This window comes from Paraburkholderia unamae (genome assembly GCF_003268775.1).
In the GTDB taxonomy this organism is placed as follows: domain Bacteria; phylum Pseudomonadota; class Gammaproteobacteria; order Burkholderiales; family Burkholderiaceae; genus Paraburkholderia; species Paraburkholderia unamae.
In genome coordinates this window covers 48,825-75,539 of record NZ_QLSU01000043.1, presented here as the reverse complement: position 1 = coordinate 75,539, position 26,715 = coordinate 48,825, and the positions used below count along the sequence as shown (strand labels likewise).

Genomic DNA, 26,715 nt, shown 5'->3' with positions numbered 1-26,715 from the left:
ATGGAGATCAAACCCGGGAAAGACAGAAGCAAACCTCACTAAAACCGGACATTTCTATTGAGCCGGAGACCAGACATCTCTATCTGGCCATGACATGTATTGTAGGTCCCAAATAGAAATGTCGTGTTCGGGGGTGCGGCGGAATTCTTGGACTATCAGGAGCTAGTCCATGTATTCGTACGAAGACCGCATCCGAGCGGTCAAACTCTACTTAAAGCTTGGAAAGCGCCTTGCCGCGGCGGTTCGGCAATTGGGCTATCCCACGACGAAATCGCTCGAACGTTGGTATCACATGTACGAGCGATGCCTGGATTTGCCGAGGGAACGCATTTGCTTGAGGCCGCGCTACTCGGCAGAACAAAAGAAGGCGGCCGCAGACCACTACATGAGCCATGGCCAGTGTCTGGCAGCAACGACAAAGGCCCTGGGGTATCCGGGACGCGGGACGCTCGTCGTCTGGCTCGACGAGCTGCATCCTGAGCGAAAGAAACGCGTTCTCGGGAAGGCTTCGGGTATCCGGCATACACCAGAGCTCAGGAAGACAGCGGTCATCGATCTGTGCACTCAACGAGAAAGCGCCGAGGAAGCTGCCAAAAAGATTGGCGTGAGCCGCCCAACGTTGTACAACTGGAGAACTCGGTTACTCGGTCAGGAGGCTACTTCAAACATGACACGCCGCAACGATCCGCCGCAGAGCTCCGAGAAAGTGACGCTGGAGCAGCAGGTCGAATCACTCCGACGAGACATCCGGAAGCTCCAGATCGAACACGACATCCTGAAGAAGGCCAATGAAAATAACAATTATCACAATAGCACGCTTCAGCGGAGGCCCGCGAGTTCGAAGGCCCTCTGCTTACGGTCTGCTCGCGAGGAAGCCCCCTTGTTCCCGACAACGCTGATGCCACCTCCGACGGCACCGGCTATTTCAAGCGAAATGCACCTCGACTTCGACGAAGCCGTTGCGCCGGCCTTTCACATCAAAGAAATCCTTCAACCTGGTTTTCAGCTCGGCGAGGGTGTCTTCGCTTATTCGAAGCTTGATAAACTTCGCCCCGGCTTGTCGGGCTTTCTCTATGAGGACCCACGCCGCTCGTACCTGTTCCTCGGCACTCGAGGGACGCAACAATCTGTATCCAAGATAAACACAGCCGGCTACCCCGACCACGCCGATCGCCGTAAGAGCCAGAGTCTTTCCGTCGACATTACTTAGGCTATCAGCAATCGCTTTCGCAGCTTCTATCCCGGCTTCGGTGGTCAGATCAACTAACGCGTTCATATTTTCTCGATTCAGTCATCCTGATTAAAATTTGCCTCAGACTTTCCCGTCGTCGCCTGCTGGTCCATGCACGACGACTATTCCTCCTGGCTTCACAATACTAAAGAAATTTTTTCAAACTCATGGGGTTGTTCCAAATACCACGATCACACCACCTGGTCGGGTTGCGAAAGTAATATTGTTTCCCTCGATGGTCATCCCGCAACCGTTGAGATGGTGCAAATACGAGAAAACGCCGCCACCAGAAAAGTGCAACGTATGTGAGACCGTCTCGTGGACACGAAAAATCACATGGTTCTCGATGAGTGAAATGTCTTCGATTTGCACTCTCCGGATCTCCGGAAGTTCAGCACTGATGGCACCGTCACCAGAGATCTCGTAGCGCTCGCCTGAAGGCCCTTCCGCCATGTACCCGCCGTCAGGAAGACTGACAACTTTTCCGACGCCAGGCAAGGATATGGTGGAGCCTTTACGTGACATGGTGGAGCCATCTGTCGAATCAATGGGTTTCTTGTCAGTCATGGCGTTGTTTCTCCACGTATACCCGCTACCGGAACGGGTTTGAGCGCGAAGACATACTGCGGCTCACCCTGTGCCAGCAGGTGTCCGGCGACCTGCTGGAGCGTGTTGATCGCCGAGAGGAATGCCGGATCGAATGCGCGCGTCGTGCTCCCCCCGCCCGAGCCACCGGTGGCCGGCACCCACCGGTCACCCTGCAACTGGAGCGCGCCGGCGAGCTGCGTGGTAAGGAAGGAATCAATCAGGCCGCCCTGCGGCCGAAGGAATCGCGCGAGCTCAGGTAGAGATGCCTCGCTGGACGTGTTCGCAAAAGGATAGCGCCCTGCGAACGAACGGTTCCACGCGGCAACGATCGTTTGCCGCCATGCATCGTTGAGGCTCGCTTCGGCAGGAACCAGCACGGTGCGCGTCGCCTGGGTGACAGGCTCCACGAAGAGCGCTGCGCCCATGCCCGCCCACTGCTGCCCGAGACTTGCCGCAACGAGCTGGGATTAGGACAGCGTATCGGAAAGCTCCGAGCCCTTGCCCTGGTACAGCGCCTGCGCGACCTGGCGCGCCTGGTCATCCGAATCGGCGCTGTCGCTGATCTGCTGCAACTTCAGGCGCAGCGTCATCACGCGCTCCGTGAACCGCTCCAGACTCAGCTCGCTGCCGGCGGCGGGCGCCGCATTGCCGCTGGCGCCCTGGCCAACCAGCTTGAGCACCGGCCCGAAGGAGGCGTCGAGCGGACCCACCGGCGCGGCCTGGGCGGTCTGCGCGGCGTCGTCCTTCTTGCCGAAAAAATTCTGTGCCTTGGTGACCAGCGCATCAGAGAGTGTGGCTTGCTGTACGCCGGCTCCGCCCTGCCAGGCGAGCGACTTCATGAGCGCGATAAGCGGCGACTGGCGGGCATCGGCGATGAGCCTCAACTGGCCTACAGCGGCCGGCAGCGTGGTGGCGGCTGCGCACCGGACGCTGTTCATGAAGTTCTGCCAGTGCTCGGCATAGTCGGAGAAGTAGTGGGCACGAAGCGCCGCGCGCAACGCCTCAGGCGAAAGGGCCTCTGCGCCCGCTGGTGTGTTGCCACTGGTGCCCGTATTGCCGAGGACCCAGTTGCCCGTCACGCCATTGTGTTTTGCCGCGTCGTCGATCGCCGCCTCGATGGAGCCCTCCCAAGCCTGACGCGTATAAACGCCGGGAACCGTTGCGGATGTCGAGAAGAGACCGCGCGTATCCGTGCCCGCTGTCAACGAGGCAAGTGCCTGGTCGGGGTACTTGTGGCCCACGGAATCGAGAATGCCCTGGTAGATCGTGTCTTCGGAGTTCTTCACGCCGATGATGGCCAGCAGCGTCTGACGTGCACTGCCTACGAGATCTTCGCGCGGCTGGATGTGCCAGTCAGGGTGCGCAGGGAAGTGCTGGGCCCAGAAGCCCAGAAGCTGTGCCGAAAGGTCGAGCTTTTCACCAGGCCGAAGACCTGTGTCGATATTCCAGTGCTGCTGGAGCTGCGGGGTCATGAAGGACGCCTCGGCGCGCTCCGGCTCGGCCATCATGAGGTAGGTCTTGAGCGCCTGCTGGCCGTCTTGTGCCACCTGACTGCTCTGGTTGTCGACCTGGGCAGTTTGCATCTGGCCGAGATCGACGAGCTGGCCTTCGATGTCTTGCTGCACTGGCGCGACGAGCAATGGTCGCGCGGCGCGTGCGTATGGCATCCACAGTGCGTTGAGCACGGCCCGGTCATGGTTCAGCCCGAAGCGGGTGAAGATCGGGGTGTGCTCCTGCACACGCGCCTCATGCAGACCAATACGCTGCTGGAGTCCGAGCAGCGCGCGCAGGCGCGCCGGTGTGTGCCCCGCTCGCTTGAGCGTTCGCAGGGACTCGCTGGTCAGCATGACCTCGTGCGCGTTGTTCATCCCCGAGGCCAGCATGCCGGCGCTCCACAGGCCGATGACGGCAAACGCGATCGTCGAAAGGATCGTGACCGGGTTGGAAAGCGTGCGGCGGCAAGGCGTGTGGTTTGCGATCTCTATGAGATGTCGCCACAGCGGCAGCCGGGTGCTGTCGGAACCCGCCGCGGAGGCATCACCAGCGGGCAGCGGGGCAAACAAGGCACCTGCAACCGGCAACGCCCGTCGCTGCCAGTCAGATAGCCCCGTGATCCAGCGCGCGAGAGGCGATGCGCGGCCGTCGAGTCGCACAGACAGCGCCTTCGTATAGTCGTCGTTGGCATTCGTGGCAAGCTGATACACGCTGCGGTCAGCCAACCGGTCACGCAATTCGAGCAGCGTCGTTTCGATGGCGGCCGCGTTGAGCGGGCGGGTGAATTCGCAGCCGGTTACCGGTGTGTCCATCTGACGTACAGAGTCGGCGCCTGCGACATCGACCAGGTAGACTGGAGCCGACCAGCGCAGGATCTCGACGATGCGTGCGAGACGGAATCCCCAGGGGTTCTTCTCGCGCGCCGGATCCATTAACGGAGCGTTGCCGTCGATCACGAGCGCAATGGCATCAAGCGGGCGACTCCATCGCAGTCCGCGTATCTTCCGAAGCCACAGTTCATCGGGCCGGCCGTCTGATCCGAGGCCACCCCAGAGCAGCACGGCGTCGTCGGTCACCAGCGCGCCCTCCTTCACCAGATCCGGCATCAGCGCGGTAACGGTTGAGGCATCGCCCGCGACCAGCACCCACGGTAGAACATGACCCCAACGGAACCATCGCTTCTGCTTCAGGTGAAGTTTGAGGTCTTCGGCCCAGGTCACGACCTGCTCTGCCCTGGTCTTTGCGGCCTCGGCAGCCGGGTCAGTCTGCTTGTGCGGCTCAAGCCCCTGATCCTTCGATTCCTCCTGGCGCGCGAGCCGCTTTTTCTCGCGCCGCGGAAAAGCAAGTGCCAGCCCCCCGCAAATCAGCAACACTCCGACAGCAAGAGTGGACCAATTCCTGATCATCCACGTGACCGGGTCTTTCGGATCCACTGAATGTACGAGAACGCCAACGCCGCCCGCCACGAGTGCACCGGCGACTACCCAGCGACCCCAGATACGTTTTTTTTCATTTATCAACTTTCTGTTTCCTCTTGAGGCAGGGGTGAGACCGTGCACAGATACAGCGATTCAGAGTTGGGCTCTCGCCAGCCGATCAACTGAGGCCCGGCTTCGCGCATCGCTTCCATTGCGATGGCCAGCGCAATCCAGCCGCTGGAAGGGCCTGGATTACCCAGGGGCGTGTCCAGGAGACGGTCGGGAGGCATATCCGTGGAATCGAGCGGCAATCCCATGCGGATGGCAGTTGATTCGTCGTCGTGGCCACCTGTGAACCAAATCTGTCTGTGCTGATCTCGCGACATCTGGTACTCATAGATCTGGCTGAGTCCAAGGTTCAGTGCGGCGTTTGAGCTAATCATGGGCCTCAAGATCGCCCCTCCCGTTGGGGCATCCGGTTCAACAAGAAATGCGGCAGCACCTTCGCTGAATTCGCGCTCCTCCTCTTTTTCTGCCCAGAACTGTGCTGCGATTACAAGTCGTGTCGTGGGTTCAATCCGGTCCACCAGATGGGTAATCCACTCCACAGCGCCGGTCCCGGGAAGGGCTTCGACGTGAAAATTCACACCCGGAGCAAAATTCCCAAGAACATCCCTTGCGCAATCCATCCAGGCTCTAGCCTCGCCAAGCGACGCTTCATCCAGCATCAGCGTGACAACAACCTCCTTACTTTGACGCGTAATCCTGGTGTGAGCGCTGCCAGGCGCTCACACCAGGATCGGCACCCGCTTGCCGCGCCTGCCCTGAGTTCGCGTGATGCGGCGATCCTCATGCGCACACTCAGGGCACCAGCTACCGCGCCACACGCTGTTGACGGTGGCATGCCACGCATGCCCTTTTGCGCATAACCATTCAATCTTGCCGTGGGTGCCCGGATAAACCGTCGAAAGACACTCGCCCCCGCGCGAGCGCGCGAGATCCTGCATCTGCCCAATCGTGCGGGTGCGTGCCTTGACGGCACACAGATGGCACCACTGCCCCTTGCTCACACGAGACCACGGCGCGAACCACATATGCCCTTTGGCACACCGCCATTGCAGCGGCGTTTCCTTGTCGACATAGGCCGACAGGCATCGGCCGCCGCGCGCAAGCGCCGCCTGCTCGATGTCCTCCTGCTTCGGCTTGATGCTCTCAAAATGACACGTCTGGCACCAGTCGCCACGAAGCACACCGTCCAGGGTGGCCTCCCACGTATGCCCCGCCCCGCATCGCCAGCCCATCTTCTCGCTGGTGTTGGTGTAATGACGTGAGAGGCACACACCGCCCCGCTCAACAGCAATCGCGCGCGCCTCCTCCAGCGAGTGGACAGTGGTGCGATCGTAGGCACATTCGATGCACCAGTGCCCCAGGCGCACCGCCCTCGCAAGCAACGGGAAACGGTGACCGGCCGCACAGCGGAAATCCAGCGGTTCCAGGTGCCCCCTGTACGCCCGTGACAGGCAAATCCCACCCCATGCGGCTGCAACATTCTTGATGCCGGCCAGCATCATTGCGGAATAGGCGGCCGCGCTCACGCCGGCGCGGCCAGGCAACCCGGCGATTGCGCGCTGGACCCTGTTGCGGGTCGCCGCAGGTACGCGTGGCGACGACGCAGAACTGCTCGTCATATCCCCTCCTGCCGTACTTTGACACGCCGCCGCCGGGCTGACGGCATTGATGACCTCACACGGCCAGCGAGAGCATGCGGGCCGGGTCCAGCACCGTCATCTCACCTTGCAGTTCTGCGATCTGGCGGGTAAGACCCGGCTTGTCCGCGTCCTTGCGACTGCTCGCCGCCTTCAATGCCCTGACCAGCTGGAGCTTGACCTCGAACACGAGCGCCGGATCGCGGACGATACGACACTCGAGTGGATCGCCCGCTATGCCGTCGTGCGCAATCTCGAGGCAGGCGAACGGCGTGCCGTCATTGAACGACAGGCGTTCGATGCCCGGCAACCGCTCAAGGAACAGCGCAAAGTCCGCACGCAGTTGCTCGCGCCAGGCGTTGTAGGGCGCACCCAGATGATCGAGTGCGGTTTGCTGGAAGTACTGAAGGTCGAACCACAGGTGATTGACGCCTTCCATGAACGCGCCCTCGACCCGTTCGATCAGTTCGTTCCACTGCTTTTGCAGAACAAGGCGCTTCATCTGCGAGCGCAGTTCCGCTCGCGGCGCGAGTAGCCGCGTATGTGAAGCGGCATCGGACGGCGGCACCTCGTGAAGGGTATCCCAACGGATGCAGCGCACCAGGCGCACCGACGGCAGATAGCCCCCTTCGTTATCACGGAGCCAGTTGGCCATCACACGTGCCTTATCAAGGAGGTCACGCGTCGAGGAAATGGTGCTGGACGCGCTACCGGCCACTGACGACGACGGGAGTTGCGGCGCGTCGGCGGCGAGCGCTTCAGACTCGTCCCTGCGCTCGAAGCGCGAGACAAGCGGCTGAAGTGCCGGACGTGCGGCTTCCGGCCAGTTGGCCGTTTGCGTCACGAGCACGTCGAGCGCAGCAAGCGAGCGTTCAAGATCACGCGCCATCAGCTCGCCGCGGCTTGCGAGCAGCTCAACCATACGCGCTGTAGCCAGCATCTCGAGCGCGCCCTTCTTCGCTTCCGCGCGCGCAGGCAGCACCGCCTCCCCGAACCGCTCAACGAGCGCGGCGGTCAGTTCCAGCCCGTCAGCAAATCCTGCCGGCCCATCCTGCCTCAGGCGCGCGCCGGCATAATAACCAACCACCCGGAGGTCCTTGCCGGTTTCCTTGAGCAACTGCTCGCACGAACGCACGATCAGCGCATCGTCGATCCCCGACAGCTTGTTTGCCTCGTCCTTGAGCGTGAAGAAAGCATCTTCGTAGCTGGGATCGCGCCCGACACCGTTTTCGCCCGGAATCAGTTGCAGCCAGGCGCTCCAGGTGTCAAGGCGTGTGCGTGTGAGCTGTTCCGCGTCATGGGAGGGAAACAGTGCCTTGAGCAGGCCGGGCATCTTCACGTGGGGCACTCCCGAATGCAGGAAAAAATAGCGCCGGGGCGTTGTGGGCCCCGGCGCGGTTCACATCAACAGCAGTTGATCAGCTTTTGGCCTTCGGCATCTGGGACACGAGCGAAAGCCCGATATCCATGCCTTCAACCTGGAAGTGCGGGATGATGTAGAGCTTGATGCGGAAGAAGCCCGGGTTGTCCTCGATGTCCTCGACCGTCACCTTCGCCTCGCGCAGCGGATGCGACGCCTGGAGTTCGTCACCCGGATCCTTCATCTCGGTCACAAGACTCTTGATCCAGTTGTTGAGCTCCAGTTCGAGCAGCCGGCGATCCTTCGTCGTGCCGATGTTTTCGCGCTGGATGAGCTTCAGGTAATGTGCGATGCGCGAAAGCAGGAAGATGTACGGCAGGCGCGCGTTGATGCGGCTGTTCGCGGTGGCTTCCTTCGTCTCGTAGAGCGCCGGCTTCTGGGCCGAGCTTGCCGAGAAAAAGCAGGCGAAGTCGTGGTTCTTGTAGAACGAGAGCGGGATGAAGCCCAGGTTCGCGAACTCGAACTCGCGCGTTTCGGGAATCAGCACTTCCGTCGGGATCTTCGCCTGTGTGCCCGTGCCGAGGTCATAGAGGTGAACCGGCAGGTCTTCGACCTTGCCACCGGCCTGCGGACCGCGGATCTGGACACACCAGCCGTTGTTCACGAAGCTGCGGCTCATGTTCGCCGCGAATGCAAACGAGGCGTTGACCCACAGGTACTTGTCGTGGTCCGGGCCCGTCACGGCTTCTTCGTAGTTGAAGGCTCGCACCGGCACCGTGTCCTTGCCGTACGGCAGGCGACCGAGCACGCGCGGCATCGTCAGGCCGACATAGCGCGCGTCGTCCGTATCGCGGAAGCTCTTCCACTTGATGTACTCGGCACGGTCGAAGTAGTTGCCAATATCCTGGATCGCGGCCACTTCCTCCATCGACTCCTTGCCAAAGAACGCCGCCCCCACCGAGCCGATGAACGGCATGTGAGCGGCGGCCGCCACCTTCGAGATATTGCGCAGCAGGGCAATATCCATCGGCGAATTCTCGAACTCGAAATCGCTGATCATCGAGCTGATCGGCTGGCCGCCCGGCGTGTCGTATTCTTCGGTGTAGGTGAGACGATACAGGCCGCTCTGGATGAGTTCCGGCGAATCGTCGAAGTCGCGTTGCAGCGCTTCCTTGGAGACGTCCAGCACCTCGACGCGCGCGTTGCGACGGAAGTCGGTGCGCGAGACAAGCATCTTGAGGCCGCGCCAGCGTCCTTCGAGCGCCTGGAACTCGGGCGCGTGCATCACCGAGTCGAGCTGACGGCTGATCTGACGATCGAGCTGGCCGATGTGGAAATCGAGCAGCGACTTGTCGAGACGCTCGACCGGCTGGCTCGACCTCGCTATGAGCTCCAGAAACGCGCCCATGCCGCGCGCGATACGCTCGTCAGCAGAGGCTTCCGAGAGTGCGTCGCTGTCGCGGAACGCCTCGATCGGGCGCGCTTCGGCAACGGGTTTGAGGTTGATCCTGCTGCACAGCGAGGCGTACACACTGTCGGGTGCGTCAAGCACAACGGTCTCGGTTGCGCCCTTGCGGGAATCATTCTGTTTCATTATCGTTCCTGTCTGCGGTTGAAGTGCAACCTGATTGCTCAAAGCGGTAAAGGCCTGCTTGGCCCGTCTGCGCTCAGGCATGCCCTTCGGGTTGCGTAGCTGCCGTTGCGAGTTGTGCCAGCTCACCGCGCAGCTTCTCGGACAGGGACTTGTCCTTCAGGATCTTCTCGAACTCACGACGGAACGTCGCGTTGTCGAGCAGGTTCGATTTGAGATCGCGCAACAGGTTGCGCATCGCCAGCATCGCCTGAAGTTCGGGAATCTGACGGGCAACATGCTCCGGTTCAAAGTCTTTCATCGAACGGAACGAAAGGTTGACCGGCAGCTCGGAACCGTCAGCGGCCAGGGTGTTCTGCGCGACAAACTTCAGGTCCGGTGCGTAGTCGGCCAGCACCGAATCGAAGTTGTTCTTGTCGATGTTGACCTTCTTGCGTTCGGCCAGCGGCGCCTGCTCCCGGCCTGCGCTAAAGTCACCCGCAACCAGCAGCTTGAGCGGCAGTTCGACCTTCTTCTGCGCCCCGCCCGTATGCAGATCCAGCGTGATCGAAACGCGGCTTTTCGGTATCTCTCTTTGGAAGCTATCCATCTGTAATCCTAAGGAATGATGTCCACAAACTCCGCAGGAATCGACCGCAACAACAGGGAGTCGTCCGTACACGTACCCATAATGTTCATTCAGGATTCTCCCCATGCCGTGGCTATCATTCATGCGACCCAATTGGCACACAGATTAGACAGGTTTACCGGCATACCGTCAAAGCCCGTTTGCGACGATTCATCGATAACTTCCATCCAGATTGCGCTGGATCGAATTTTAATTATTTTCCAGATTCCGAAACGCGCTCAATTCCATCCCATCCGCTCATCTCGCACCATTCCCTCCTACACGTCGCGCCGATTAATCTCAATGCAATCATCGTTTTAGGAAATTAACTACGGACGTTGTCCGGATGTATCTGATCATGTCATGCACAATGACTATCTCAATTTAAATAACCGTCAGCCTGACAATCATTCACGAATAAATTAACCAGGATACCTAAAATTTCGCTATGCTCGGATCAAAAGAGACATATGGAATCTTCCTCGAAACAGGAAACAATAAACCAGACCACTTATTGCAGATTGCCCCGCCTTCATCGAGACACCACACTCTCACGTAGCCTTCCTGCCGCGCTCACTGCGGCAACGACTGCGCGGATTGGTTGGCACACCAGATGAATCGACCGACTCGCGGTGCAGGTTCTGCAACTGACAACAGCGCGCATGATGACACTGACTCTGGGCCGCAACGGGCGGCCTTCCTCGCCTCCGGCACCTGACGCGCCCCGTTCGGTAGATGTCGGTGTGCGCGATCTGCTGCAGGACACTGCGCTACTCGTGACAACGCTCGCGAGCGGAGGAATCGTGCAGAACACCACGACATTCCGCGACCGCTGCCGGCAGCTTGTCGACCAGTTTTCGGAGGCACTCGCGCGACGAGACATGCCCGAGGAGGTTCAGCGTGAAGCACTGGTGGCACAGTGCGGGCTGCTGGACGAAATGGCGCTGCGTCATCTGTCATCCGAGGCCCGCACGGACTGGGAACTTCATCCGATGCAGGTCGAACGGTTCTCCATCCATGACGCGGGCCGACGTGTCATCGATCGTGTTGAAACCCACCTGCATGAATCATCGCCTGACGTCGATCTGCTTGAGTGCTACGCGGCGATTCTCGGCATGGGGTTCGTGGGTCGCTACGCGCTGGAGGGAGAAGCGAAACGTGCCGCGCTGATCGCTGCGCTCAATGCACGGCTGGAGTCGATGCGCCCGTATACCGAAGTGCCCTTTCACTCCGAGGCGTCCGGCACGCTTCTCTCCGGCAACGCGCACCGGCTGCTGCCGTGGATCGCGGTGGCACTCGCCTGTCTGACGGCTGTGACTGTGTGGGTTCTGGGCAGCAGGGTGATCAATACACAGCTCGCGCACATCGCGCCGGCGAAGGTCGTCCAGCGATGAGATCTGATCTGCCCATACTGGGAAAACACCCGATGTTGGCGTCAGCGCGAGGTCACGACGGACTGGGTTATCCGCTGCGCCTGATGATCCTCTTCGCGATTGCCCTGGCGCTCGCCGTGATCTGGCTCGTGGCGAAGCCGGGTACCGGTCCAGCCTGGATCCTGACCGCTGTCATTGTGCTCGCCGGCGCACTCCTCGCGTTCTGGCGTACACGGCTGATTGACGGTGCGCGCACGAACGGCGCCCATGTGCTTGCTGCGCTCGGGACAGCAACCGCCGACATTCCGCTCAGGCTGCGTACACGCATGCCGCTCGTGCTGGTCACGGGCGACGATCTGCCCGCGCTTTTCGACCGGCACGACGGGCAGCGATTCGTCCACGTCGGTGATGGCGCCATCTGGCTGCGCGTGGATCGCCCGCAGGACCTTGCGCGCATGGCGATGGCCGTCAGGCAGTGGCGCGATGGTCGCGCACCGGACGGTGTCGTGCACTGCGTATCGCCCGCGCGCTATACAGATGAGGATGTTCTCACCCAGGCATTGCGTGTGGTGCGTCAGGCAACGGCAGACGCCGCGCGCATGCTTGGGTCACGTGCCCTTCCGGGCTATGTAGCGGTCTATCAGCGCCTCACGACCGAAGGGGTCTTTGGTTCGATCAAGGCGCTTGTCCAGGCGCAGGTCACAACACCGCACACGGACCTTCTCACGCCGCAGTGGTATGGCGTCTCGTCGGCCTCGCGCCTGATCGACGCGCGCCATTTCGGCGATGTTATCCGGGCGGCCGAAAATGAGGCACGGTCTGCGGCTGACACCCGTGTTCCTGCCGCGCGCGCGGCGGCCCTTGCCTCGATGATTGGCTGGACACAGCGTGTCGTGATTCACGCGCTCGCCGACCAGCGACAGCCGGCGACACCATGGGCACTATACGGCGTCGGCTGGATTGATTGCGGGCCGGCAAGCGGGCCAGGTCGTCCGTGGGAAACCGATGTGCACAGACAGACCCAGGTTGCCCGTGCACCCGGTGCAGGTTCGCCCATGCCCTGGCCGCTCCCCCAGCCGTTGATCCGGGCCATGCCGCAGCGCCACTGGATATCACCGCGTATTGTCGCGCTCGTCCACGCGCTGGCGCTGCTCGCCTGTGCGGCCGCCGTCGCGTTCTTCTTCTCGACCCGGCACAACCAGACGCTGCTCACGCGCATTGGCGGAGACCTTGCCCGCTATTCGATGATTCCGCCCGAGCACGACGACGCAAGACGTGATGCATTGCAGGCCCTCGTGTCCGACCGTGACGAGCTTGAGCGATATGCCCGCATCGGCACGCCACTGCCCCTTTCGTTTGGCCTGTATCGCGGCGCCCGGCTGATTCCCCCGCTCAATGACGCGATCGCCTCGTATCAGCCGCCGCCTCCGCCGCCCCAGATCGTGACGCTCGACAGCATGTCGCTCTTTGACAGTGGCCGGGCGCAACTCAAGGATGGCTCGACACGGGTCATGGTCGGCGCGCTCGAAATGATCAAGGCACACCCGGGTAAGCGGATCCTCGTCGCAGGCTACACCGACAGCGTGGGCGACCCGGACAGCAACCTGAAGCTCTCAACCGCGCGTGCCGAAGCCGTGCGCGACTGGCTCGTCGAGGTGTCCGGCATTCCAACCACACAGTTCGCGATTCAGGGCTACGGTGACACGCGGCCACTCGCAGATAACAACACAGAAGCCGGGCGCGCAAGAAATCGCCGCGTCGAGATCACTCTGGTTCCCGATGCATCGACGGCAACTGCCAAGGTGGGAGCCCTGCCCTGATAACACATTTTAGGTCCCCGGAGCCCAGGCTTCGGGATTGGATAGCCCGGGTAGTGTTGCCGGGCGAATGTCGCGGTAATCAATGCAATGGAGTGAAAACATGGCAATTCCGTCATATATGTGGCTCAAGGACGATGGTGGTGCGGACATCAAGGGTTCGGTGACCGTTCAGGGCCGCGAGGGAAGCATCGAGGTCACGCAATTCGATCACAGCCTGCATATCCCGACCGACGGCAACACGGGCAAGCTCACGGGCACACGTGTGCACGCACCGATCACGCTGATCAAGGAAACCGATGCGTCGACGCCGTATCTCTACAAGGCGGTGACGAGCGGCCAGACCCTGAAGTCGGCCGAGATCAAGTGGTACAAGATCGACGACGCCGGCAAGGAAAAAGAGTACTTCAACACGAAGCTCGAAAACGTCAAGGTCGTCGCGGTCCGCCCGAAGATGCTCGACATCAAGGTTCCCGAATTCGAGAAGCACAACCACCTCGAAGAAATCGAACTGCGCTACGAGAAGATCACGTGGTCGTACAAGGACGGCAACATCATTCACTCGGACACGTGGAACGAGCGTTCCTGATCCGTCACGGTGGTCTGGGGGCCGATAGCGCATAGCGGCCCCCTTTCGCCAGTCCGCGTGAGCGGACTGGTTTTTTGCTACATGGGCACTGCCAGCTGCGGGTGCTCCTCTCCCGACTGCGCAAACAACCCGAACATGACCGTGACCCTCGACCGAAATCCTCTCTCCCGTGACGCGAGCCAGCTTCTGCAACGGCTCAACCCCCATTGTGCGAATGCACTCGAAGCCGCGGCCAGTCTGTGTCAGGGACGACTCTCGGACGAAATTACGGTCGAGCACTGGCTGCTCAAGCTCATAGAGGCGGGAGACGGCGATATCCCAGCCATCATCCGGCACTACGAACTCAACATTGATGCCGTATGGGATGCGCTGCTCAGGGCCATCGAGCACGCGCCACGTAACCTGCGCGGGCGACCCAGCCTTTCGCCGCAACTGGCTGCGGTTCTCCAGGATGCGTGGGCTCATGCAGTGACGCTTAATGAACCCGGCGCGACGACCATCCGGTCTGGCAACGTGCTCCAGGCGATCGTCGAAGCGCCGCACGTCCTTCGCGCGAACAATGCCTGGCAGTTACTGTCCGTGAGCAGCGCGCAGATCCAGCGCCTGCTGCCTCGCCTTGGGTCGCGGACCTGCGAAAACCAGCCGGAAGAGCCGGCCGCTCCCGTTGACCGGAACGATACCGGTGCCGCAACCACCGCAGTTGACAGCTCGCCTGAAGATCAAGCTACAGCGACCGCACAGGCAGCCAGACGGAGTGTCGAAGGCGATGCACTCGCGCGCTTCGCGATCGACATCACGGCCAAGGCGCGTGAAGGCAAGATTGACCCGGTGTTCGGCCGCGACCGCGAGATCCAGCAGATGGTTGACGTACTCGCGCGCCGCCGCAAGAACAATCCGATTCTTGTGGGCGAGCCTGGCGTCGGAAAGACAGCGCTCGTCGAAGGCCTCGCGCTTCGCGTCGCCGAAGGCACGGTTCCCAACGTGATCCGCGATGTGCGTATCCTGACGCTCGACCTGGGCCTGCTCCAAGCCGGCGCCGGCGTCAAGGGCGAGTTTGAGCAACGGTTGAAGAATGTGATCGACGAGGTGCAGGCATCAGACGTACCCATTCTGCTTTTCATTGACGAAGCCCACACCCTGATCGGCGCGGGCAACACTGCCGGCGGCGCGGACGCGGCCAACCTGCTCAAGCCTGCGCTTGCGCGAGGCGAACTGCGCACGATCGCGGCCACCACGTGGTCGGAATACAAGGAGTATTTCGAGCGCGACGCGGCGCTCGAGCGCCGTTTCCAGATGATCAAGGTGGAGGAGCCCGATGATGAGGCAGCCTGCCTGATGCTGCGCGGCCTCAAGGAGCGCTACGCGAAATACCACGGTGTCCACATTCGCGACGAGGCGTTGGTGGCTGCCGTCAAGCTCTCGCGCCGCTACATCCCGGCTCGCCAGCTGCCGGACAAGGCCGTCGACCTGATTGATACGGCAGCCGCGCGCGTGCGCATGGGCCTGGAATCGCCGCCGGCCGAACTGCAACGTGCCCGCGGTGCCGTCGCAGCACTGGAACTTGAACTCACAACCGTGGAAGACGACGCCCGGGCGGGAATCGGAGAGATGGAGACGCGTCGTGCTGAACTTCACACAGCCCGCATCGAGGCACAGGCTGCGCTTGAGCAGTTGCAGCAGCGCTATGACCAGGAACTTGGTTACGTGCGCGCACTGCATGATCAGCGCAGTGGCGAGTCTGGCGGCCAGACCAGTTCGCTCGCACAGGCGCAGGAAGCGCTAGTGCGCGTGCAGGGCAAAAACCCACTGATTTTTGCGGACGTCGACGCGCAGGCAATCGCTCGCGTGGTCGCCGAATGGACCGGTGTGCCCGTCGGCAATCTCGTCGAGGACGAGTTGCAGGGTCTTCTCACCTTGGAGATGAGCCTTGCGAAGCGTGTGGTCGCACAGGACGAAGCCCTTGCCGCGCTTGCTGAAAGTTTGCGCACGGCCAAGGTGGGGCTGAAGAACGAGCATGCGCCACTTGGCGTATTTCTGTTAGCGGGCCCTTCAGGTGTTGGCAAGACCGAGACGGCGCTCGCCCTTGCGGACCTGCTCTTCGGCGGTGAGGCAGCGCTTACCACGATCAACATGTCGGAGTACCAGGAGTCGCACACGGTATCGCAACTCAAGGGTTCCCCCCCGGGCTATGTCGGTTACGGCCGCGGCGGCGTGCTGACCGAAGCGGTTCGCCAGCGCCCGTACAGTGTGGTGCTGCTCGACGAGGTCGAAAAGGCGCACCGCGATGTGCTGGACATCTTCTACCAGGTCTTCGACCGAGGCTCGATGCGCGACGGCGAAGGGCGCGAGATCGATTTCCGCAACTGCGTGATCCTGATGACGTCCAATCTCGGGAGCGCCCAGATTGACGAGGCCACCGCCGATATGCCGGATATCGCGCAGGCAGCGCTCCTGGAGGCCATTCATCCGCAGCTTGTTGCGCACTTCCAGCCAGCTCTGCTCGCACGCTTCCAGACGCTGGCATACCGGCCGCTCAACGTAACGGCCCTCGCGGCGATTGTGCGCCTGAAGCTCGACAAGGTCGCCGAGCGCTTGAAACGCCAGCACCATGTCGAGCTGGTTTGCGACAGCTCACTGATTGACGCGATGGCTGCGCTGTGCCTGGCGCGCGAGTCAGGTGCGCGCAACGTCGACGCGTTCCTGAACCAGCGGATCCTGCCATCTGTCTCCCGTGAACTGCTCGCGCGTATGGCGAGCGGTACCACGCCTGACCAGATCCTGTTGTCGAGTTCGGTCGATGGAAACCTCACGGTCGATTTCCTCAATCACGGCGCGGCGGCAACGGCCGGCGTAACCGCCGAAATTACCGACTGAGGCTGGCACAACCGGGCTGGAGCGGCCGCTGCACGACAACGGCCCCAGTGAAATCATCACCCTGAGCACCCCTCAGCCGGTTGGGCGCGCAGAAGAATCTCAGATTCAGGAGTTCGGTATGGTTACGGAAGACACCTTTGCAGAAGCGCCTCAAGGAAACGGACACAGTATCCTGCTCGGAGATGATCCGCATATTGTCCTGAAAGGTGATCACGGCAGACCTCCGAAAATAGTCTTCCTGACGACGCTGGCAATGTCAATGAGCCGGGGTGGGCAACCCGTGCGATGCACAAACTTCGTGCGTGGTGTTTCCCTGCTACTCGACTCGGACATCCAGGATATTCCAGCAACGCAGATTGACGCCGTTCTTGATTTCATCGCTACCACGGTGGAGCCCCCGCTGAAGAACTGGCTCAGGCACCCGCCATCTGGTGTGCCCCTTGTCTTCGAACTACTTGGAGTCACTGCACGTTTTGCACATAACTCACATCTGGAGTGGCTACCAGGTGTCATGCAACTCGACGTTGAGCAACCCGCCACGATCGAGGCTTTTACAACATCGCCTGCGCGAACGCCCAAAGCAGACCGTTCACACACACTGGTCGCCAGCCAACCGGCCATACCGCCGCCCACGCATGCTGCTCACCAGCATAAAGACCAGAAGCCCGTTGTGCCCTACCGCCTTCCGGGCGACGCGGTTAGCAATGTACTGGAGAGCATCGTCGACGCGATGGGCCCCGAATATTCCATGCTTCCTTTTCCAGTTCGCTTCCGTGCGTCGGGCTCACCACGGGCATGGGCGGAGGCATGCCATGCCGCGGGAGCGAGTGGCGCCGCGCTGGAAAGAGCGTTCGCTGACCCACACGTCGGCCCGTTCCAACTGTTGCACGACGTAGGGGCATTGATTGTTCGCGATACCGACGGGCGCGTTGACCCGGAAGTCGCTAAACTTACCAACACAAACATTATTCTTGGCGTGCCTCCACAAGCGTTCTGGTCGCGCAAGGGTGTGCTCTTCGAGCCAACCGTTGCCTTCGAACAACTGCTCAAACTGTCCGACATAGACGATGGCGTGCCGCTTGCCGCTGCAGCCGGCGGTGCCAGCGCCCTGTGCATTGTGCCGGGCCCAAGTTTGCGTGACGCACCTCATCGGGTGGACTCGATCACGATCTTCGAACACATGCACGTATGTGCAGAAGGGACGAGTGAGCGTTCCCTGACGTTTTTTGTCCCAAGAAGAAAGCCTAACCCGAACGATTATGTGTCGATCCGTATGCAGCGTCTGCGTATTGATGATGACAGCCTGAGCATTCGCGAGGCCATCGAAGAATGCCTCAGCGCGAGCGACGCTGCAACTCAAGCAGATTTTGTCGATGACGAATACGAATTCTGGCTCCATGTGCTCAGCTACTCCGTCAAGGTCCTCATTTATCTCGCCAGCGACCACCCGCAAATAAGACAGGACAACGCCTACACCAATGCACCCCGCAATTTTGCAGGCCTCGGAAAACGCAAAAAACACGAGCGACGCCGCGAAATTGAACGACTCTACGACCGATACATTGTTGGGCCGGAAGTTCTACCCCGAATACAGACGCACCCGCGAAAGGCAGGGCCAGGTGAGGGCGCAGAGATTTCACCGCACTGGCGTCGCGGACACTTTCGCCTCCAGCGCCACGGAACGGGGTTCGCGAAAAGCAAGGTCGTCTTTATCATGCCCGTGATCGTGAGAGCCGACCGTATGTAGCCTGACGAAAACACGCCTCCAGACTCGTCTGAGCGCCGCGCGCGCCTGACGACTTGTGTCGACTGATACGCTTTGATCCTGCAACCATAGTGCAATCAGACAGACCTGCCATGCGGCGAATCACGGTCCGGAAATCTTCCGTTCACGGCAAGGGCGTGTTCGCCCTGCATGCCTTGAAGGCTGGCGAGCGCATCATTGAATACAAAGGAAAGAAAACATCCTGGGCAGCGGCCATCCGTCGCTATGCAAAGCACGGTGCCCCGGGCCACACCTTTTACTTTGCGCTCGAGGATGGCGACGTGATCGACGGCGGCCGCGGCGGTAACAGCTCGCGCTGGTTCAACCATGCGTGCTCGGCAAACTGCGAAGCCGTGGAAGTAGCTGGCCGCGTGTATATCGAGGCGAGTCGTAACATCGCCGCTGGCGAAAAACTCTTCCTGACCTATGGACTAAGCGTCGACGAACCGGTCACCCTGGGGATTCAGGTGCTCTATGCGTGCTCCTATGGCCACGTGAGATGCAGTGGCACGATGCTCGATCAGAATATCGAGTCTGGTTCCTGATCGTCCTTGCCCGACGCCTTCCTGTCTTTATCCTCGTCTTCTTCCGCTTCGTCGTTTTCGCCCTTTCCTTCCTTGCCACCCTCGCCCTCGGTTCCCGCCGGCGCCTCGTTGCTCTCTGGAGAGGCTGGTTCCGGTTCATGTTCATTCGTCTCCGGTTCCGGCTCCGGTTCCTGCTGTTCAGGTTCGCTTTCACCGGCCCCGCCGCCTTCCTCTGACCTGCCCCCGGTATTAGTACGAAGCGCCGTTAGAGTCCGAGGTTATAATTCCCGCGCTTCGTGCGCCTGCGCGAACTGCACCGGCGCCAGATACCCGAGCGAACTGTGAGGGCGCTCGGTGTTGTACTCGATACGCCAATCTTCAATCAAACGCTTGGCGCGACGCATGGAAACGAACCAGTGCTCGTTCAGGCATTCGTCCCGGAATCGCCCGTTGAAGCTCTCGATGCAGGCGTTTTCCACCGGCCTGCCGGGCCGGATGAACGACAGCGTAACGCCCACTTCGTAAGCCCATGCATCCAGCACCTTACCAGCGAACTCCGGGCCGTTGTCCACCGTGATGGACCCGGGCAAGCCGCGCATCTCGCGTAACCGTTCAAGCACCTGCTTGACCCGTTGACCCTGCAATGCGGTATCGACCTCGATAGCCAGGCACTCACGCGTGTAATCGTCGACCACGTTCAGGTAGCGAAAGCGCCGACCATAAGTCAGCCCGTCGCTGACGAAGTCCATCGACCAGTTCTGGTTCGGCCCCGTTGGCACCGGCAGCGGTTTGCGCTCGACAGCGGCTATGCGCTTGCGTCGCCGCCTGCGCACGCTCAGTCCAGCCTTGCTATACAGCCGCCAGATGCGTTTATGGTTTGCCAGCCAGCCCTCGCGCCGCAACAGCACATGAATGCGCCGATAACCATAGCGACGCTTTTTGCGCTGCGATGGCTATCATCCGGCCGGTCAGCGCCTCGTCGTCGACCTGGCGGCGCGACTCATACTGGAACAGCGCAACGGACGCATCGATCACGAAGTCGGCCTGCATGACGACATGGTGATCGGCTGGCTCCTCGCACATTGGCTGCTCACGCGCGGCAAGATGCTGTCGTTCTATGGCATCGACGACCGGCGCATCGGGTCGGCCCTGAAGGTGGGTGGCGCCGAAAGCGCTGGCGCTCACCAGAGACGACTCGAGCAGCAGGCCATTCAGGATGAGATCAAGCACCTGTACGACGCACTTTCGAGCGAACCCAGCGAGTGGATTGCAGCGCGCATCGACCACCAGATGCGCCTGCTCGACAGAAGGATCGTGCTGGAGGACGGGGAGATCTTCAGCATGGATACGCTGATCAACCAGGCGAAAGAGAGAAAGCGGGAACGTCAGCGGCAGCGGCGCGCGGCAACAGTGGTCGATACGCCGGGGCCAGCACGGCAGGGGTTCTTCAGCGACACGCTTCCCGGCGCCAACGTTCACCCGCTCAAACGGGGCAACTGGTGATGAGTGGTTTCGGATATGTCCGATTGCGCCGCGCGATGCTTGGCGCATCGCGTTTTGTATCACGTATCATCGCGCATTCTCGCGCAAGCGGGAATTGAAGATAATCAGTCTGCATCTCGCAGTCTGACCTGTTATACGAGCGCATTGCGCGCCGACAAGAAACCGCGATTCACAGGGGTTCGAATCATTGCTCCATGGTGCAGCGACAGATATAAGGTCGGTTGGACCTTAACAGGGTCGCAATCACGGCCTTTCCCGAAATTGCAGCCACGTTCGCCAGGCCGTGCTTCCCCAAATTTTCAGGGAGTCACACACCCATGGCGGATCTGCTCAGCGCACTGCAATCGATCTCAGGTCGGCAGTCGAGCTTTCTCGAAGTTCCTGGCACGGACAGTGCCGGCGCACTGTCCGTTGTCTCGTATTGCGCGAACGAGAAGATGGGGGCGCCCGTGGAGGTCAGCATCGAGCTGACCCACCCTGCGCAGCTCGCGCGTGCTGACTATGTCAATCGCGACGCCACCTTCCGGATCGTGCCTGACGACGGCGTACCACGAAAATTCTCGGGTTTCATTGAGCGCATTTCGACGGTCCAGACGACGAAGGATTTCACGAAATACGAGATCGTTTTGAAGTCCCACTTCGCTCGCCTGCAAGGTGTCGTCAACACGCAAACCTTTCAGCATCTCACCACGCCCCAGGTCATCCAGAAGATCCTGCGCTCGCACGGCATCAGGGAACACCAGATGTCATTCGAGCTACGCGGCAAGTACCCCATCCACCTGTGGCGCTTCCAGCACGAGATGACGGATTTCGACTATGTGCATATGCTCATGGAAAAAGTCGGCATTTACTCCTACATCCTGGAAACAGAGTTTGGGGACCAGGTCGTCTTCGGCGATGACATCGATCACTACATCTACGATCCGCGACTGATCGTACCGTACCGGGAAGCCGCGGGCCTGGAATCAAACGGTGTAGAAGCGATCACCTCACTCAAGACCCATGCGGTGACGGTACCGGCTTCATACACGGTCGCCGATTACGACCCAGAGCAAGCCTGGGAGCGCTTCAAGGACTCCGCCAACGTAGCGCCCGAAGACCCCACCACCTATGGCCAACCGTACATCTACGGCACTCACCATCTGAGCCAGGCCGAGGCGAAGTGGCAGGCGCAGCTCAGGCATGAAGCCGCTATCGCACGGCAGGTGGTGTATGACGGAGAAAGCAATGTGCTGGAGCTCCAGTGTGGGCGCGTGCTGGAGACGGACATCGTCCTGCCGGATGCGCCCAAGGGTCAGGTGATCACCGAGATCGCGCACAGCGGCGGGCGCTACAAGGCCTACACCAACACCTACAAAGCCATTCCCGCAGATCGCCGCTTTCGGCTCCAGCTCGAACCGGAAAAATGGAGGAAGATCTCGGGTACGCTCAGCGCCCGAGTGTGTAGTCCGGATAAGTACACCTATGCATATCTGAATGCCGCCGGCTATTACGTCGTCCGGCTCGATACCGACTTTGGCGAATGGCCCAATGGTGGCGAAAGCGTGCCCCTGCGGCTTGCTAAGCCTTTCGCCGGCAAGCTGCAAACAGGCTTTCACTTTGTGGCGCTGGACAATGACGAAGCCGTGATTTCTTTTCGAGATGGCGACCCTGATAAACCGGAAATTATTGCGTTTCATCATCATTCGCAGGCGCGCGATCTCATCACGAGCGATCGCCGCTGGCTCTCGCGCAATACCATCCGCACGCAGAGCAACAACAAGCTGCGCATGGAGGACTGGGCGGGCCAGGAGGGCGTCAAACTCAGCACCGAGCACTCCGGCAAGTCACAGCTAAACCTCGGCTACCTCGTCAACCAGAAGCTCGAATACCGCGGCGAAGGCTATGAACTGCGCACCTCGGGCTACGGCGTGAACCGTGCAGGCAAGGGCCTGCACCTGACCACGTATGACCGGCCCGCAGCGACTGGCAAGCAGCTCGACATGCAGGAAGCTATCGCGCAGCTCGAGAGCGCACTGGCCACCGCCAAGGCACTAGCGAGCTCGGCGACGACCTCCAAGGCCGAGCCTGCCGACACCGATGCTCAGCAGCAGGTCAAGGACGACCTCGACCAACTGAAGAAGGCAGGAATGCTCATGAGCACCCCTGCCTCTGCTGCGCTCGTGACGGGTCAAGGCCTGCAATTCGCCGCGCAGGACAATATCACGAGCGTGGCCGGCAAAAACGCCGACTGGAGCGTGCTCAAGCGCTTTACGGTCGCCGCAGGCGAAATGATTTCGCTCTTCGCTCAGAAGCTCGGTATCAAGATCTACGCCGCGAAGGGGCCTGTCGAATTGCAGGCGCAGAGCGGACCGATGTCGTTCACCGCCGATAAGGACGTCAGTTTCGGTAGCGTCAACGGCAAGGTCAATCTTGCCGCAGCCAAAGAAATAATTTTCGAATGTGGCGGCGCGTTCGTCCAGATCAAGGACGGCAGCATTACACTAGGCGGGCCAGGCGATCTGTTCCTCAAGACCATTACGGTACAGAGGCAGGGTAAGGAGTCAGTACACTTACCAATCCCAAGCTTGCCAATTTCGCTGGATCCGGACGAAGAAGTGATTGAGCAGAGTTTCAGTCTGCTGCAAGATGGAACGACACCAGCGGAGGGATACCACTACGATCTATTCAGTGAAGACAATCTTCATACGCAAAGAGGGGAATATTCGGTCGGTAATACAACCTCCGTCGCAGGACAGTCTACCCTGAAACTCGTAACGTGGCTGGCACAAGACTCGGCAGGAAAAAATACATGAGCGATTCTAATTCGTTGAATCCAGATCAAGCGGCAAGTGCCGCTATTCCCGCAAGCGAAACAACGGCGAAGCAACCAGTCGACGCCCAAACAAAGCTCCTTGCTGCGATGGCATATGGCGAGGCATCTAGTCAAAACGACTCTGATGAGATGATGGCCATTGCTAGCGTACTCGTCCGGCAGCGCAATGCCCGTGGATATTCCGACATGGCAACGTTCACGAAGAATGATCGAACGTTCTCCTTTGTGGTTGGCGATGGAAATCCTCGTTATAACGCGCTTATGAAAGCGAAGGATGAAAAGATCGAGAAGGACGCTGGAATGCAAGCGGCCATCAGCGCTGCCCGAAACGCGCTAGCAGGTGGGCCTGACAAATCAAATGGTGCCTATTTCTGGGATGGCGCAGATATCAAGACAAATTACGCGAATCATTTCAAGGTAAGGCAAGGTATCAAAATTACGGATCCGAGTCACAACATATACCAGATTAACGATTCCACTAATTTAAAAATTCTTTATAAGACCATAAAAATAAAGGATAAGAAATCTCATAAGGTAACGATAAAGAAGGAGGAGATCGGGCGTTACGATCATGTGTATGACTCGACGGCAGCACACGGTGGCACCATTTTCTGGAAATTCAGTCAAGAATATCGAGATGTAACCAAGGCGAAGGAATATAAATGAAAAATATCGTATTCCCAACCTTGATAATGACGTTCTGTAATTTGGCATACGGCGTGCCGCCGGACGAAAGTCTTGTCAAAAGTTGTCTTTTGGCACGCGCTTACGTGCCTTCTGTAACTGTTCTTACACTGAATCCGCACGAAATCTCGCAGGAAGATAATTACGCTGATGGTTTCAATGCGACCTACATATTTAAATACAACGGCGTTGATGTAGGCTACGCCGAAAGCAAGTCTAATCATGCTTTAATATATCTAAACAGAATTTATAAGATATCGACAGCCTTGCCTGTCGGAGATAATCATAAAATTAAACCCAGTGAATTTGACCCCACGCTTGCACAATGGAGTATCGCAAAGAAGAATCGAGAAAAATTCTTTTGCGTTAGGTTTAATTTTGATGGCCTTGGACAAAGTGGAAATTTTCAGAATGTTGTTGGAGGATATTTGATTAATACGAGAACAAAGGAGATTTTTTTTGCGGTCCGCAAAGTCAAGTGATGATCGTTAGTGTGGTAAATAGACGCCGTTCATGAGCTTGACTTGACCGACGACCACGAGCGGTCAATTAACATCCATGTGCCGTCAAAATTGGGCCAATCTATTACGGTGGCGGAAATTGTCTTTCCTGATCCAAAATCTCACGTCATTGATGAACGCGAATTTGTGCTAGTGATTGTTGGCGAACCATCGAGTAATCTCCCATCAGGGTACTGGGGAGCTGGAATTGAGAGCAAGCTATACGACTTTCAGGTAGACGGGAAGAGTGCATCTGTCGCTTTTGAAAATCAGCTTATCGATCTGTTACTTGGAACGGTAATCCAGATGGCATACGCGTACGATGATGCGTTGACATCGTTGGGTCCCTGTCACTGGACTATGGGTTTGATGCCCCAGAACGGGTACAGCAATGGAGAACTCCCGGGATTCCTTGCATATGTACTCTCCAAAAATCAGGCCAGCTACGCTCGGTGGATGTTCTCTTGCATGCCGGGCCCAGTCGGAACCTCCTCAAAATTGTACGTACTCTTGGATATAGTCGACGTCGGTTGGGATCTGGAATCCGTTACGCCGAAGCCAAGAAAGCCGGGAACAACTAAAGCCGGCGGTGGGGTTGGCGGTATAGATTGACTATCAAAGGAGAGGGTATGGAATTTAAAAAGTTCGTCGCCAGAAATTTCTCAGCGAAGATAACTATATCGAATATGAAGCGAGTCTGAGAAATTTAGACCGTCTGGCACGGGAGAAGATTTCAGGCGATAATTTGTGACGAGTATAAATTACTCTTTGCCGAAAATATCCATGCAGAAACTTATATGGTCCGCGCATAAATTATGCATTCTTGTTCTCGTACTTATTTTCGCCCTTGCAGCGACATATATTTACGATATCGCTACTTTCTTTCACCAATTCGGGGCAAATAGCGATGACTGCCACGAAACAACTGGCTTCGTCTTATTTTACATTTCACCGGTTTGGTTCATTATTGTCGCAATTTCAATATGGGGGCTTTTTTCCCTGTCGAAAGGAATGCGTTCATTGCGAAATCGCTAGAACGGGGTGAAGTGCTGCTCCAGATAGGATGTACAGTCGACCGCAAAGGTCGCTGGCTGGACCGTGGTCGTAGTTGGTGGCTATTTGCTCCTCAGAGCGGTTGCTGTTGCGGGGCCCCAGAGTCTATGGGCGCGTCCCTCCTGCTGCTAGCTATACCGATGCCAGACCTAACTGGCAGCGAGTCCGATTCACCCTCCGGAATGTAGGAACTCCATGACGTCCGACGAGCTTGAAGACTACATCTACGACTGTGACTACATCGCGCCGGACAGCCCAAAGCCGGATTATCGATACGTTGTCAAACTCGTATTGCGCGTAACCCTCTTCTTCCGGGATGGCCACACTGCATCTACTCGTAGCGCTCTGTGGACGTGTTTTTCAGATTACTTCAAGGCCTTTGGCAACCATCTTCAATGGGGTTGGGATCCGCTTCCGAAAGGAGCGGATCCCAACCCATGGCATTTCGAGGAAAGGTTGGCAAACGAGGTGCATCAGACACTGACGACTTCGCCACCTGATAGTGAAATTGACCTCGCCTTCTACGATAGCTTTAATCCGAAGTACGTCGGTAATTACGGTATCACATGCATGACTGTGCCGGACTGGCATCAGGCTAAAAACGTCGACGGTTCTTATCTCAGCTTCTGGGTCGCCCCTGACAGGCTTCCTACGTGGCATCTGGGATCAGGGAACGTTCCCGATTCACGACTTTGTTCTGGCTTGCTGCAATCGACTGAATGCGACTCACGGCTACGCGGGATTCTCCCTTGCTTTACCTGACGAGTTCGCCCGGTGGCAGCCGTACGAACTCGAGTTGGCAGAGCGGTACTTCGGCCTCGAGATCGACGTGCCAGTTTTTGTGGCGCTGATGACGGAGGGATGGAAGGGAATCAAGGGAGTAAACTGGTATACGGTACTTGGTTCCCGCTATACGGAAGAACTAGGCGGTGCTCAGTCGATTCATTCTCAACTCACTGACCCCGCATTCAGGATTTATCACTTGAATAGTGGCGGAGTCGTCATTCGGGCCGGAGACGGGCCTCAGATGGCGCCAGTCGCTAAAGGGCTCCCGCCACTGTATGTCGCAGTCAACAAAATTGTACGCCCAGCGAGAACGACCAAAGTTCAATCGATCGGGCTTGCATCTATTGGTGGTGAACTACGTTTTAACGACAGACTGACCGACCTTTGGATGCGCCGTTTCGATGCCCCTGGAATTTGGCCACCGGCGCACCCCTAAC

The 26,715-nt window shown here is 59.0% G+C and carries 22 protein-coding genes and 1 pseudogene; 14 read left to right on the top strand and 9 right to left on the bottom strand.

Annotated elements, in window-relative coordinates:
* Positions 1 to 169 precede the first annotated feature (169 nt).
* Positions 170 to 793, top strand: a pseudogene (locus C7401_RS40505) (transposase); the annotation flags it as partial.
* A 603-nt stretch (positions 794 to 1,396) separates the two neighbouring features.
* Here the strand turns inward: C7401_RS40505 and C7401_RS44705 are convergent.
* From C7401_RS44705 to tssB, 8 genes are all read right to left on the bottom strand, one after another.
* Entirely contained in the window at positions 1,397 to 1,798 is a 402-nt protein-coding gene (locus tag C7401_RS44705) for a hypothetical protein (RefSeq protein WP_146758080.1), read from the bottom strand.
* Complete coding sequence (locus tag C7401_RS45855; protein WP_258397422.1) at positions 1,795 to 2,244, bottom strand: hypothetical protein; 450 nt, start codon at positions 2,242 to 2,244, stop codon at positions 1,795 to 1,797. Before C7401_RS45855 ends, C7401_RS44705 begins: the two co-directional genes overlap by 4 nt.
* 42 nt (positions 2,245 to 2,286) lie before the next feature.
* A complete protein-coding gene (locus C7401_RS40500) occupies positions 2,287 to 4,833 on the bottom strand; it encodes an ImcF-related family protein (RefSeq protein WP_258397421.1) in 2,547 nt (848 codons plus the stop codon).
* A complete protein-coding gene (locus C7401_RS40495) occupies positions 4,830 to 5,459 on the bottom strand; it encodes a hypothetical protein (protein WP_112177670.1) in 630 nt (209 codons plus the stop codon). Before C7401_RS40495 ends, C7401_RS40500 begins: the two co-directional genes overlap by 4 nt.
* A gap of 60 nt (positions 5,460 to 5,519) precedes the next feature.
* Complete coding sequence (locus C7401_RS40490; protein WP_112177669.1) at positions 5,520 to 6,419, bottom strand: zinc-ribbon domain-containing protein; 900 nt, start codon at positions 6,417 to 6,419, stop codon at positions 5,520 to 5,522.
* Between the two features lie 55 nt (positions 6,420 to 6,474).
* Positions 6,475 to 7,776 carry a type VI secretion system protein TssA gene (tssA, locus tag C7401_RS40485; RefSeq protein ID WP_507763446.1) on the bottom strand — a complete coding sequence of 434 codons (1,302 nt, stop codon included), beginning with the start codon at positions 7,774 to 7,776 and terminating at the stop codon, positions 6,475 to 6,477.
* A 79-nt stretch (positions 7,777 to 7,855) separates the two neighbouring features.
* The gene (gene tssC / locus C7401_RS40480; protein ID WP_112177668.1) at positions 7,856 to 9,391 is read right to left on the bottom strand and encodes a type VI secretion system contractile sheath large subunit; all 1,536 of its coding nucleotides are present in this window, start codon (positions 9,389 to 9,391) and stop codon (positions 7,856 to 7,858) included.
* A gap of 73 nt (positions 9,392 to 9,464) precedes the next feature.
* Positions 9,465 to 9,977, bottom strand: coding sequence for a type VI secretion system contractile sheath small subunit (gene tssB / locus C7401_RS40475; RefSeq protein WP_112177667.1), 513 nt, complete (start codon positions 9,975 to 9,977; stop codon positions 9,465 to 9,467).
* A 680-nt stretch (positions 9,978 to 10,657) separates the two neighbouring features.
* Between tssB and C7401_RS40470 the strand changes: the two genes are divergently transcribed.
* From C7401_RS40470 to C7401_RS40435, 6 genes are all read left to right on the top strand, one after another.
* Positions 10,658 to 11,389, top strand: a complete 732-nt coding sequence (locus tag C7401_RS40470) for a DotU family type IV/VI secretion system protein (RefSeq protein ID WP_373864489.1) — start codon at positions 10,658 to 10,660, stop codon at positions 11,387 to 11,389.
* Positions 11,386 to 13,188, top strand: a complete 1,803-nt coding sequence (locus C7401_RS40465) for an OmpA family protein (RefSeq protein WP_112177665.1) — start codon at positions 11,386 to 11,388, stop codon at positions 13,186 to 13,188. Before C7401_RS40470 ends, C7401_RS40465 begins: the two co-directional genes overlap by 4 nt.
* A 100-nt stretch (positions 13,189 to 13,288) precedes the next feature.
* Positions 13,289 to 13,774 carry an Hcp family type VI secretion system effector gene (locus C7401_RS40460; RefSeq protein WP_112177664.1) on the top strand — a complete coding sequence of 162 codons (486 nt, stop codon included), beginning with the start codon at positions 13,289 to 13,291 and terminating at the stop codon, positions 13,772 to 13,774.
* Positions 13,775 to 13,909: 135 nt separating this feature from the next.
* Complete coding sequence (gene tssH / locus C7401_RS40455; RefSeq protein ID WP_112177663.1) at positions 13,910 to 16,648, top strand: type VI secretion system ATPase TssH; 2,739 nt, start codon at positions 13,910 to 13,912, stop codon at positions 16,646 to 16,648.
* Between the two features lie 118 nt (positions 16,649 to 16,766).
* A complete protein-coding gene (locus C7401_RS44700; protein ID WP_146758079.1) occupies positions 16,767 to 18,395 on the top strand; it encodes an AcrVA2 family anti-CRISPR protein in 1,629 nt (542 codons plus the stop codon).
* Positions 18,396 to 18,505: 110 nt separating this feature from the next.
* Positions 18,506 to 18,958: an SET domain-containing protein gene (locus C7401_RS40435; protein WP_112177659.1), complete on the top strand. Its 453-nt coding sequence runs from the start codon at positions 18,506 to 18,508 to the stop codon at positions 18,956 to 18,958.
* 257 nt (positions 18,959 to 19,215) lie between these two features.
* Here the strand turns inward: C7401_RS40435 and C7401_RS40425 are convergent, their stop codons facing one another.
* Positions 19,216 to 19,845, bottom strand: coding sequence for an IS3 family transposase (locus C7401_RS40425; RefSeq protein ID WP_181565817.1), 630 nt, complete (start codon positions 19,843 to 19,845; stop codon positions 19,216 to 19,218).
* Positions 19,846 to 19,876: 31 nt separating this feature from the next.
* Between C7401_RS40425 and C7401_RS40420 the strand changes: the two genes are divergently transcribed.
* From C7401_RS40420 to C7401_RS46210, 7 genes are all read left to right on the top strand, one after another.
* Positions 19,877 to 20,440: a hypothetical protein gene (locus C7401_RS40420; RefSeq protein WP_112177656.1), complete on the top strand. Its 564-nt coding sequence runs from the start codon at positions 19,877 to 19,879 to the stop codon at positions 20,438 to 20,440.
* A gap of 317 nt (positions 20,441 to 20,757) precedes the next feature.
* Positions 20,758 to 23,235, top strand: a complete 2,478-nt coding sequence (locus C7401_RS40415; RefSeq protein WP_112177655.1) for a type VI secretion system Vgr family protein — start codon at positions 20,758 to 20,760, stop codon at positions 23,233 to 23,235.
* The gene (locus C7401_RS40410) at positions 23,232 to 23,921 is read left to right on the top strand and encodes a hypothetical protein (protein ID WP_258397419.1); all 690 of its coding nucleotides are present in this window, start codon (positions 23,232 to 23,234) and stop codon (positions 23,919 to 23,921) included. Before C7401_RS40415 ends, C7401_RS40410 begins: the two co-directional genes overlap by 4 nt.
* The gene (locus C7401_RS44695; RefSeq protein WP_146758078.1) at positions 23,918 to 24,421 is read left to right on the top strand and encodes a hypothetical protein; all 504 of its coding nucleotides are present in this window, start codon (positions 23,918 to 23,920) and stop codon (positions 24,419 to 24,421) included. The genes C7401_RS40410 and C7401_RS44695 overlap by 4 nt, the downstream gene beginning before the upstream one ends.
* Positions 24,422 to 24,463: 42 nt before the next feature.
* Positions 24,464 to 25,051, top strand: coding sequence for a hypothetical protein (locus C7401_RS44690; RefSeq protein WP_146758077.1), 588 nt, complete (start codon positions 24,464 to 24,466; stop codon positions 25,049 to 25,051).
* A gap of 636 nt (positions 25,052 to 25,687) precedes the next feature.
* Positions 25,688 to 26,254, top strand: coding sequence for a hypothetical protein (locus tag C7401_RS45850; RefSeq protein ID WP_258397418.1), 567 nt, complete (start codon positions 25,688 to 25,690; stop codon positions 26,252 to 26,254).
* Complete coding sequence (locus tag C7401_RS46210) at positions 26,151 to 26,714, top strand: type VI immunity family protein (RefSeq protein WP_373864490.1); 564 nt, start codon at positions 26,151 to 26,153, stop codon at positions 26,712 to 26,714. The genes C7401_RS45850 and C7401_RS46210 overlap by 104 nt, the downstream gene beginning before the upstream one ends.
* The last annotated feature ends 1 nt before the right edge of the window (position 26,715 follow it).